The sequence below is a fragment of the Brucepastera parasyntrophica genome (genome assembly GCF_022376835.1).
Taxonomy (GTDB): domain Bacteria; phylum Spirochaetota; class Spirochaetia; order Treponematales; family Treponemataceae; genus Brucepastera; species Brucepastera parasyntrophica.
Genome location: NZ_CP084606.1, coordinates 2,676,523 through 2,687,500, shown reverse-complemented (window position 1 = coordinate 2,687,500; position 10,978 = coordinate 2,676,523). Strand labels below are relative to the sequence as shown.

Genomic DNA, 10,978 nt, shown 5'->3' with positions numbered 1-10,978 from the left:
CTCTACCGCATTCCTCTATATGTCAAACCCAGGTAAGGTTCCTCGCGTACCATCGAATTAAACCACATGCTCCACCGCTTGTGCGGGCCCCCGTCAATTCCTTTGAGTTTCACCCTTGCGGGCATACTTCCCAGGCGGTACACTTATCACGTTAGCTTTGGCACAGAAGCTCTTGCCCCTACGCCTAGTGTACATCGTTTACGGTGTGGACTACCAGGGTATCTAATCCTGTTTGCTCCCCACACTTTCGCACCTCAGCGTCAATCATCAGCTAGAAACCCGCCTTCGCCACCGGTATTCTTCCAGATATCTACAGATTCCACCCCTACACCTGGAATTCTAGTTTCCCCTCTGTGATTCAAGTCTTGCAGTTCCCAATGCAATTCTACAGTTAAGCTGCAGGATTTCACATCAGGCTTCCAAAACCGCCTACATGCCCTTTACGCCCAATAATTCCGAACAACGCTCGCCCCTTACGTGTTACCGCGGCTGCTGGCACGTAATTAGCCGGGGCTTATTCACCAACTAATGTCATCACACAGGCATTCCCTCCCATGCTTATTCTTCATTGGCAAAAGGATTTTACAACCTTTCGGCCTTCGTCATCCACGCGGCGTCGCTCCGTCAGACTTTCGTCCATTGCGGAATATTCTTAGCTGCTGCCTCCCGTAGGAGTTTGGGCCGTATCTCAGTCCCAATGTGTCCGTACACCCTCTCAGGCCGAATACCCATCGTCGCCTTGGTGGGCTCTTACCTCACCAACTAGCTAATGGGACGCGGGCCCATCCTCGAGCGGAGCCTTAGCTCCTTTCCTTATCTCACCATAGTAAAATAAGCGTATTCGGTATTATCCACTATTTCTAATGGCTATCCCCATCTCAAGGGTAGGTCACCCACGTGTTACTCACCAGTCCGCCACTCTAGGGGAGAAGCAAGCTTCTCCCTTGCCGTTCGACTTGCATGCTTAAGACGCGCCGCCAGCGTTCGTTCTGAGCCAGGATCAAACTCTCCATGATTTATTCTCTATCGGTCCGAAGACCGCTAGATATCTCATTTCAAGCCAGTTCCCTTTTTCTTATTTTTAAGGAATTTTCAAGGTTTCACGCAGGATTCTCTCCCGCGTGAGCCTCGAGGCTTTCTTTCAATGCTCTTTTGAACCTCACCATTTCAAACGGTTTGCACCGTTCAAACAGCGTCCTTCTTTCCCTTCCCTTTATTTTCAAAGATCTGCATACCCGCGCCCCATTTCGGTAAAATCGCGAGTGAATCGAATATACTACACCTTCTTAGCTCTTGTCAACTCTTTTTTCTCTTTTTTCGCTCTTTTTTACAGAAAATTCGCGGGAAAAGAACCATCACAAAATGATGACAAAAAGTATGAGAAAATGATGATAATATTTTCAGTTTTGGTCTTTTACTATTTGAGGTATAAAATGAATCAAATAGTCAGCAAAAGACAGCAGAGAAACAAGCAGGGCTATTATATACAGCCCGTAATTAATTGTTTTTCCATACATTTCCAAAAATGAAACGTTTATATCTATTCTCGAACAGGATTCAAGCAGCAGCGAAAACCCGGCAGCAATAATATACAAAACCGTTTTCAGCTTTCCGCTTTTTCTGGCGGCAATGGTTATCCCCTGCCTGCTGGCCAGCATCCGTATAAACATCATACTCATTTCACGATAAAGAATCAAGAGGAAAAATATAGATGGAAGATAATTTGCCAGCGTAAAAACAAGTAATACGGTTAAATTGGCCATTACATCGGCAAAAGGATCAAACAGTTTGCCGAAATCGCTTACCTGTTTATTTTTCCGCGCGAAAAATCCATCAAGGAAATCGGTAAATTCCATAAAAATAAAGAGCGGAATCAGAATATAAGCGGAAATTATGTTAAATGAAGCATAGTATTCGGGTAAAAAATACAGCACAAAAAAAACAGGAGCCAGAACAAGACGTACTGTAGTAAAAAAATGGGATAATTTCATTTTCAAACTATCCCACTTGGAATAAGAAGTGTCAAGAGGATTTTTCCAAACAGACCGCAGCCTCTGTTATAAATAGGTTTTATACTCCTGTACAATGCTTATTCCTGAAGTAATTTTTTTACCGGCAGCCATTGACTGGGCAATCGAGACGGCCTTTTCGATAACTGCGGGAGAGTCCGCAACGCCATGCAGGACAATTTCCTCATCAGCTGTCGTGGCCTCAAGAAAATGGATCGGGAGCTTCAGGTCAAAGGCGAGATGGTTAACAATTCTTTGGGCAACCAGACGGTCCGCAATCAGTTTTAATCCGACGGAAGAAGCTTTCGGGTCAATGGAATTCTCACAGGCGTTTGCGACAATCTTTGCGGCTTGTTCCGCGGTTATCGAGGCAGTATTCAGGACCATGTCATATATTGACGGATCATCGTTATCGATGTTAAAAAAGCATTTGTGGTAGCCCATTCGGTTCTGGTCACTTTCCTGCATCAGGGCCATCGCCTGTTTTTCAGTCCATGAAAATTCCTTCATAAGCCGCGAAAGCCGGACCGGATCGGGGGCGACCAGCCGGACGGAATAACAGCCCGGAATATCGCTCAGGATGGCATAACTGCCGCGGCCTATGCAGACACAGTTACCGTCTTTTACCCGTTCATAAATTGTTTCCCTGAGATAGTCAAAGTATTCATCTCTGTCACGCGCAAGGGACGCCCAGAAACCAGGCTTTCTTTCATCATATTTGCGGAGCTTTTCTTCCGTGATGCCGAATTTCAGCAAATCGGCTTCTATCATTTTCCGGTTAATAAAGGTATAGCCCATTTGCCGGGCCAGCTCGGACGCGGTTTCGTCGCCTAGAGCAGCTATCTGCCTTGAAATAGTAATTATTGCCATATATCATTCCTCCTGTTGAACAGCATTTCCTGACAGAAACATGCCGGGCCGGAGCATTTCAAAACCCGGACCGGTTTAAAAAATGTTCCGGATTGGAATATTATCCCTATATATAAGGATAAATCCTTATTCGGATTCTGTCAAAGCTGGTTTAAAATAAAATACCCCGCCGCAGAGCAGCGGAGTATTTTTCTCTCCCGTGGAATTGGTCTCGGGTTTAATACCATGAAATCTACAAAAACTAACGTTTTTATAGGTTGTTAAAAAACCACCGCAGAGCAGGGCCGCCCTTCGCTCTGGGGGATTCGCAGGTCGCGCAAGCGGCCGTTAAATCCATTACCTTACAGAACCAACCGCAGGCTGATTAAACCCTCGCCTCGAATAAAATACCCGGATCCTTTTCCGGGGTATTTTATCTGATCCTGCAGCTTTTATTGTTTCTGTTCGGGCAGGTTCTTTATCTGTTCTTTGAAAGGTTCATACTTTATGGAAGGATCATACAGGCCTTCGCGAATTTCACCGGCAATGCTCGGTATTGTTACGATCATTCCGGGCATTATAAGATTGGGATTTGAAGGACGTTTGAGGGAACTCCTGTTCGCCTTGTACAGCTCCTCCCACTTCATGGGATCGCCGTATACCGCCGGATTTGCCGCGATATTCCAGAAACAGTCCTTTGATTCATCCCAGGGGTCAACTTCGTATGTGGCGGGCAGCGGAATTATTTCCCGTACGACGGAAAGCGCAGCGACGGCGTTTTGGGCAGCCAGTTTCGCGGCGGCAAATTTCTCCATTGAATGGGAAAAGTCCCTGGCGGTCAGGTTCTGTTCGCCTTCGCTGAAGGACTGCTGGGCTGAAATAATGTATCCTTCGGCGGATTCAAGCGCGGAAGGAAAATAGGTTTCGGCCTTTTTGTCTTTTGCCCAGGTACGGCGTGTCCCCGCGCGGTATAGTTCTGTCTGCGCTTCAGCCCTGCTGAGCATGCTTTCAATGTACAGGGCCGAGAGTTCCGCATTTCTTTCAGCTTCATTTGCATATGCAACGGCCGCATCATAATCGCCGTCATCATAGGCAATTTGAGCCTGGCGGGTCAGGGCCCGGCTCCGGCGCTGGTATTCATTATTATCATATGATACTGCAAAAAGGACGGCCGCTCCAAGCAAACCAAAAATTAATATAGAAAAGATCTTTTTCATTTTCATTCCTCCACCGAAGCAGTATTTTCAGCAGAAATATCTGCACCTTCATATTGATACCAGTCATCGTCGTAATCTTCTACTTCATAATCGTCAAAATAAAACGCGTCATCATCTTCCAGTTCGGTTGATTCAACATAACCGTCCCCGTCTGATGCTTCTGAATCATCATATTCGTCTCCAGCCCAGAAATCCTGGTCATCGTCCCCGGAATAGACGGAATACTCATCCGGATCATCTTCTATTGTTATGATAATAACGGTTTCTTCTTCAGGATCGGCAGGAATATCTTCATCATCCGAGAAGCCTTCAGCGTCATCCGGAAGCGGGGCAATTTCATCGGCGTGATGGGCAAGTTCTGAAGTCTCTTCCTGGCGGGTCCGGGCGGCTTCAATCGCCATATCAGCCTGGTTCCGTTTCAGGATAACTTCCTCATACAGTTCGCTGAACGCGACCATTGAAGCAGAATAGGAAGCGTACGCGGATTCCCAGTCACCTGCCGCTGCATAAGAATCAGCCTGCTGGTACAGCCACAGGGCAGTATCATAGGCGTCAGGCATGGCCCGGTGGGCCCTGATTGAGTCGCACAGCGCGCGGATTTCATTTGTTTTTTCTATAACATCCTCTGACAGAATCTGGAAACCGCCGTTCAGGACCTGGCGGTACAGCTTTACGCTTTCACCAACCGAGGCGAGGGCAACATCATCAGAAATACCGTAGTTCAAAAATACTTCATCGTATTTTTCTCCGGCGAGCTGGAAGGTGTCAGGATCATAAATGTCGAAACCGTTCTGCACTATTTTTTGCTTCAGATTTATTATTTCAATGCCGTCAAGGAGGATCTGATAGCGCATAATTGCAGTATTTCCTGCTGCAGCTGCAGCTGCAGTATCTTCACTTTCCAGAAGCGCCGCAAATTCAGCGGCGGCATCTTCGGCGGCGGCAAACTGTTCAGGATAGTAACTGTTTGCCCCGGCCGCGAGGGCTTTTTCACGGAGGGTCTGGAGTTTTGCGTCAAGGGCGGCAAGATTATCCGCATAGGCCAATTCTTTTATCTGTTTGTACAGTCCGATTGCGTTTATAAAGGAAGCCTGGGCCACATCATAATCGGTTCCATAGGCGTCCATACCGTCATTAAAAGACTGTTCAGCCTGATCCCATAAATCGGGACGGTATGAATCCACTCCCATTTCAATACATTCAGCCCGGAGAGCCTCGGCCTGCTCCTTCAGAGCGGTCAGGTCTTCATCAATGGCGGGAGGTACTTCTTCCTCAACAACGATCTCTTCAACAGGCTGGGGTTCTTCCTCAACCGCAGCAGGGGTGCTTTTACAGGCAGCAAACATGAAAATAAAAACTATACTGCAAAGGATTACAATCTTTCTTTTTTTCGCTTTCATCAGGAACCTCCCCAATTATATGTAATATACTACACGCAATCGCTTTTTGTTACAAGTTTTTTTCTGATTTATGGTATAATTTCTTTATTCAGCAGGAGGAAGTATATGTCTGATGAATTCAGTTATGAAATAGTCAAAAATTTCGGCAGTTTGTCGGAGTCAAAAAGCGGATGGAAAATGGAAGTCAATTCCGTTTCATGGGGAGGCCGTCCCGCAAAATATGACATACGGAGCTGGTCTCCGGATCATAAAAAGATGGGCAAGGGACTCACCCTGACGCAGGAGGAACTGATCATGCTCAGAAACCTTCTTAACGAAATGGAAATCTGAAAATCAGCTGACCGGGCCGGAAAACGGTTCAGTTTTCTGAGAATTTCTTTATTTCTTTTTGAGTTAGTTCGTCACACAATTCATTATAATATATGCCGGCATGGCCTTTTACCCATTCCCAGGACAGGTCAAGTTTTGACGAAAGTGCGTCAAGGATTTCCCACAGGTCTCTGTTCTTTACGGGCTGTTTGGCCGCTGTTTTCCAGCTGTTTTTTTTCCAGGTGCGGATCCATTCGGTTATGCCTTTCTGGACATACTGGGAATCCGTGTAAACGGTTATTTTCCGGCCGGCAAAGCCGGCTGAATCCGATACTGTTTCGAGGGCTTTGATAACCGCATTCAATTCCATCCGGTTATTTGTTGTCAGTTTTTCTCCGCCCGAACAGATGACTTCCTTTTTTTCACCAGCTTCCGTTTCGTCCACGATAACAAAGCCCCAGCCGCCGGGTCCAGGATTGCCGGAACAGCCGCCGTCAGTATATATTCTGATATGCCGTTGAACAGATCCGTTGGTTTTAGTATCATTCATATTGTTTCCTTGTTCCTGCCGCGGCAGGTATGCTGAAAAGAAGCCCGGCACTGTCAGACAGTATAGCGGTTTTGAAACAGATGAATCAAGAAACAGGGCAGGAATAAAAATGCCTGAACAGAATGCAGATACTTGCCGTTTCCTGTCATTTTCGATATTTTATTACATAAACATAAAAATTTTGCAGCTTGTATATGTGCTGCGAGTTATTGTATTACAATACCATAACAGGTAGAAAATAAGGAGAATTAAAATGGCGAAACAGTTAATGTTTAACGAAGATGCACGCAAAAAGCTGCTTTCCGGTGTTGAACAGATTTCACAGGCAGTGAAAGTAACGCTTGGGCCAAAGGGCCGGAATGTTCTTATCGACAAGAAATTCGGCGCACCGATTGTGACAAAAGACGGTGTTTCCGTTGCAAAAGAAATTGAACTTGAAGATCCCTATGAAAATATGGGAGCCCAGCTTCTTAAGGAAGTTGCAACAAAAACAAATGATGTTGCCGGTGACGGTACTACAACAGCAACCGTTCTTGCCTATGCAATGGTAAAAGAAGGCTTAAAAGCAGTCGCAGCAGGAATGACTCCTATCGAACTGAAAAGGGGTATTGATAAGGCTGTGGTTATTGCTGTCGATGAAATCAAGAAGGTTTCAAAAGAAATCAAGGGTTCCGATGAAGTCGCTCATGTCGCTTCAGTTTCGGCAAACAATGACGAAGAAATCGGAAAAATCATTGCGGACGCAATTGAAAAAGTCGGTAAAGACGGTGTTATCACTGTGGAAGAAGCTAAAACCATGGATACTACAACCGACTATGTTGAAGGTATGCAGTTCGACCGCGGTTATATTTCGTCCTATTTTGTGACGGACAGGGACCGGATGGAGACCGTATTTGAGAATCCCTATCTTCTCATTCACGATAAAAAAATATCCAATATGAAAGATATGCTTCCTCTCCTTGAAAAAATCGCCCAGTCGGGCCGTCCTCTTCTTATTATTTCGGAAGATGTTGACGGAGAAGCCCTCGCGACTCTGGTTGTAAACAGTCTCCGGGGTACGCTTAAAACCTGTGCGGTCAAGGCGCCCGGGTTCGGCGATAGAAGAAAGGCCATGCTTGAAGATATCGCAATTCTTACCGGCGGCGAGGTTATTTCCGAAGAACTCGGTCTCAAGCTGGAAAATACCGATATTTCCCAGCTGGGCCAGGCAAAAAGCGTCAAGATTGATAAGGACAATACGACTATCATTGACGGCGCCGGAAAATCAAAGGAAATCAAAGACCGCGTGGCACAGATCAAGGCGCAGATCGATGAATCTTCCTCTGATTATGACAAGGAAAAACTGAAAGAACGTCTGGCAAAACTCGCGGGCGGCGTCGCGGTTATCAATATCGGCGCGGTTACCGAAGTTGAAATGAAAGAAAAGAAACACAGAGTTGAAGACGCCCTGTCCGCGACCCGCGCAGGTCTGGAAGAAGGGATTGTTCCCGGAGGCGGGGTGGCGCTGATTCAGGCTTCCGCCGCCCTTGATAAGGCGGACACATCCGCTCTTACGGAAAGCGAAGTGTTCGGTTTCAAGATCGTTAAACGGGCCCTTGAAGAGCCAATCCGCCAGATTGCGGAAAACGCAGATATAGACGGAGCGGTTATTGCCGAGCGCGCAAAAAATGAAAAGAAAGGCATCGGATTTGACGCCGCGAAACAGGAATGGGTGGATATGATGAAGGTTGGGATCAGTGATCCGGCAAAGGTTACCCGTTCCGCGCTGCAGAACGCGGCCTCTGTTGCGAGCCTGCTTCTTACGACGGAATGCGCCATTACCGATATACCTGAAAAGAACCCGCCTGCGGCTCCTGCCGGCGGCGACATGGGCGGTATGGGCGGAATGTATTAATTCCCCTCCGGTATCTGCCGCAGAAAATGCGGCGGTATACAGATGAGTAAAACTGAAAGGCTGTCCGGAAAAACCGGACAGCCTTTTTATTTATATATTCCGGCTTACAGAAGCGGCGTTATTTTCCTTACTTCCGTAGACATACATTTTTTTTTGAGGTATTTTTTTATATATGTTTTCATTTCTGAAACGGCTTTTCAATACAAAAAAAACAGAGAATACTGACCCCGACGCGCTTGCCGAAGAACTGTGGCAGACGGATTTTCAAAAAGAAGGCCAGATACGGTTTAATACGGAATTTCATGAATCTTACAGTTCAGAAATAACCGGGCAGGGACTTTCTCTCTCCATGAAGAAAAAAAACCTGTTTGCCTGGACAATGAATCCTGTATACCGTTACCGGGATTTTGTACTGGAAGCGCTGCTGCAATTTCCCGACGGCACCGGGACAAATACGGAAAGCGGCGAAAAAAATAAGGCGGGAAGTTCCGCGGCGGGATTTCTTTTCAGATATCTGAATGGAGGCACTTTTTACAGCGTGCTTGTTTCGGATACCGGACTTCTCCGGTTTGATGCGGTAATAAACAGCACTCCCTTTCCTGTTCTCGGCTGGACGGAAATGATCCCGCAAAACGCCCCGGAAACTGCTGACGAGCAGAACGCGGCGGCCCTGCCCTATACACAAAAGAATGTTTTTTCACTCCGGATAATCGCGCAGGGAACCAGTTTTACCTTTATTCTTAATGACAACTGGCTTGCCGAGTGTATGGACGATACTATCCAGGCCCCGGGCAATATTGCATTTGCGGGTCAGAACTGGAATGAGGATGACTCAAAAACGGTTATTCTGAATGCCATAGCCATTGAATCGCGGCCAATAGAAGTGGAAACCCAGTATACCCGCTGGAACCAGTTTTTGAGGATTCCTGATGAGGCCCGTATAAATCTGGCGCAGACGTGGTATGCAATGGGCAGATATGTTCCGGCTATTCTGGAATTAAAAAAAACAAATATAAACGGCTCCGCTAATCCTGAACTATTTTTACTGCTTGGCCAGATTTACCTCGCCCAGAGACTCTATCCCGAAGCGGAAAATGCTGTAAAAAAAGCCCTGGAACTCGAACCGGCGAATATCCAGGCCGCCGCCGAACTCGGCGGGATTTATTATATGCAGCACCGGATTAAAGACCTCGAAACCCTGATGGGGACACTTTCTTCTGAAGATAAAAACGGCAATATTTTTCTTTCCAATCTGCAGGGACACCTATACTCGGAAAACGGAGATCATGAAAAGGCCGCGAATGCCTACAATACAGCATCCTTGCTTAACCCTGATCAGGGGCTTTTTTCCTACAATGCAGGAAGAGAATTGATGGCTGACGGGTTTCCTGAAAAGGCGAAGCAGCCGCTTTTAAATGCGGCCCGTATTTTCCTGAAAAATGAAGAATATACTGATCTTGAAGAAACCGTCAGGCTTCTTGATGAAATGTACCCGGATGATGCGGAGATTTCAGGGATACATGGAAAATACCTGTATGCAGTGGGAAAAACGGAAGAAGCCCTGCGTTATCTGAAAACGGCGATAGACGGAAACACGGCCGATTCCGCGGTATGGTATTTATACGGAATGGTTTTGTCAGGGCAAAAAAAAAAGAAAGAAGCTATAGAGTCCCTGGAAAAAGCGGCGGAACTCGAACCTGACTGCGGCTTGTATTACTTCCGTCTGGCGGAAACCCTTTTCTCCGACGGTCAGGACTGCACGGATGCATTAACCCGGGCGCTGGAAACAGATTCCGGCAACGGCTGGGTATTTAACCTCGCCGCGCAAAAATCCCTTACAGCAGGGGATTTCGCGAAAGCTGAAGAGCACATTCTCAAAGCAAGGGATCTGCTTCCGGAAGAAAATCCTGTTCTCATTAATTATGCGGAAATCAGGCGGAAAATGGGAAAACTGGAAGAAATTCTGCATTTTCTTGATACTGATGATGCGGAATTGCTTCACGCGGGGGCCAATTTGCTTGTTGCGGACGGCAGATATGAAGAAGCGCACAGTTGGTATCAGAGAGCATTAAAGCTCAATCCTTCCGATACAGAACTTGTAACTGATTATGCGGCGAATTGTATAGAACAGGACCTTTTTAATGAGGCTGATGATATGCTGGGAAAAGCCTTTGAGATAGAACGGACGCCCCGTTTATATAAACTTATCAGCTATCTTGCCGGGCGAAAAGGAGAATTTACCCGATCCGAGGTTTCCCTGATTCAGGGGCTGAATGAATTTCCGGACAATCCGGAGCTGTTTTATGAATTGAGCGGCGTATATCTCGCAACGGGACGAACCGAAAAAGCCGCGGAAATTCCCGGAAAGCTCAGAAAGCTTCAGGCAGGAGATTTGGCGGATAAACTTGAAAAGGAAATACGCGAACAGACAGTAAATACAATCCGCTGCTCGGAATGCGGTCGGAGCTGGGATACGCCGAAAAATATTCCTCCTCAGGGAATTCTGCATATCACTGCACAGCCGCCGGACGATTTACCGGCAGGGACCTGCCCGAAGTGCGGAAAAAATTACTGTATCGGATGCGCAAAGGAAAATCTGGGTGAAGATGGCCGGTTTTACTGCAGAAAATGCAATAAACCGCTCAAACTCATAAGCCAGGATATTATCTGGCTGCTTAACCAGTGGCAACAGAAAAAATAGCGTTTTTCATGTTTTTTTTCAAAAAATTGTATTCAGTCTTTATTATTAC

8 protein-coding genes and 1 rRNA gene (1 of these 9 cut by a window edge) are annotated in these 10,978 nt (G+C 46.5%); 3 read left to right on the top strand and 6 right to left on the bottom strand.

Features of this window, described 5'->3' with window-relative positions:
- From K7I13_RS12975 to K7I13_RS12955, 5 genes are all read right to left on the bottom strand, one after another.
- A 16S ribosomal RNA gene (locus tag K7I13_RS12975) occupies window positions 1–1,016 on the bottom strand; it reaches 530 nt to the left of the window's first position.
- A 384-nt stretch (window positions 1,017–1,400) separates the two neighbouring features.
- A complete protein-coding gene (gene pgsA / locus K7I13_RS12970; RefSeq protein WP_255946355.1) occupies window positions 1,401–1,991 on the bottom strand; it encodes a CDP-diacylglycerol--glycerol-3-phosphate 3-phosphatidyltransferase in 591 nt (196 codons plus the stop codon).
- Between the two features lie 66 nt (window positions 1,992–2,057).
- Window positions 2,058–2,879 carry a cytidylate kinase family protein gene (locus tag K7I13_RS12965; RefSeq protein WP_255946354.1) on the bottom strand — a complete coding sequence of 274 codons (822 nt, stop codon included), beginning with the start codon at window positions 2,877–2,879 and terminating at the stop codon, window positions 2,058–2,060.
- Between the two features lie 431 nt (window positions 2,880–3,310).
- Window positions 3,311–4,075, bottom strand: a complete 765-nt coding sequence (locus K7I13_RS12960; RefSeq protein WP_255946353.1) for a LysM peptidoglycan-binding domain-containing protein — start codon at window positions 4,073–4,075, stop codon at window positions 3,311–3,313.
- 2 nt (window positions 4,076–4,077) lie between these two features.
- Window positions 4,078–5,475 carry a hypothetical protein gene (locus tag K7I13_RS12955; RefSeq protein ID WP_255946352.1) on the bottom strand — a complete coding sequence of 466 codons (1,398 nt, stop codon included), beginning with the start codon at window positions 5,473–5,475 and terminating at the stop codon, window positions 4,078–4,080.
- A gap of 105 nt (window positions 5,476–5,580) precedes the next feature.
- Between K7I13_RS12955 and K7I13_RS12950 the strand changes: the two genes are divergently transcribed.
- The gene (locus tag K7I13_RS12950) at window positions 5,581–5,805 is read left to right on the top strand and encodes a YdbC family protein (protein WP_255946351.1); all 225 of its coding nucleotides are present in this window, start codon (window positions 5,581–5,583) and stop codon (window positions 5,803–5,805) included.
- A 28-nt stretch (window positions 5,806–5,833) separates the two neighbouring features.
- Here K7I13_RS12950 and rnhA read toward each other — a convergent pair whose 3' ends face one another.
- A complete protein-coding gene (gene rnhA, locus K7I13_RS12945; RefSeq protein WP_255946350.1) occupies window positions 5,834–6,334 on the bottom strand; it encodes a ribonuclease HI in 501 nt (166 codons plus the stop codon).
- 253 nt (window positions 6,335–6,587) lie between these two features.
- Between rnhA and groL the strand changes: the two genes are divergently transcribed.
- Together groL and K7I13_RS12935 are read left to right on the top strand one after the other, a co-directional pair.
- Window positions 6,588–8,228 (top strand): chaperonin GroEL, encoded by a 1,641-nt coding sequence (groL, locus tag K7I13_RS12940; protein ID WP_255946349.1) that lies wholly within the window; start codon window positions 6,588–6,590, stop codon window positions 8,226–8,228.
- Window positions 8,229–8,400: 172 nt separating this feature from the next.
- Window positions 8,401–10,929 (top strand): tetratricopeptide repeat protein, encoded by a 2,529-nt coding sequence (locus K7I13_RS12935; protein WP_255946348.1) that lies wholly within the window; start codon window positions 8,401–8,403, stop codon window positions 10,927–10,929.
- Window positions 10,930–10,978 lie beyond the last annotated feature (49 nt).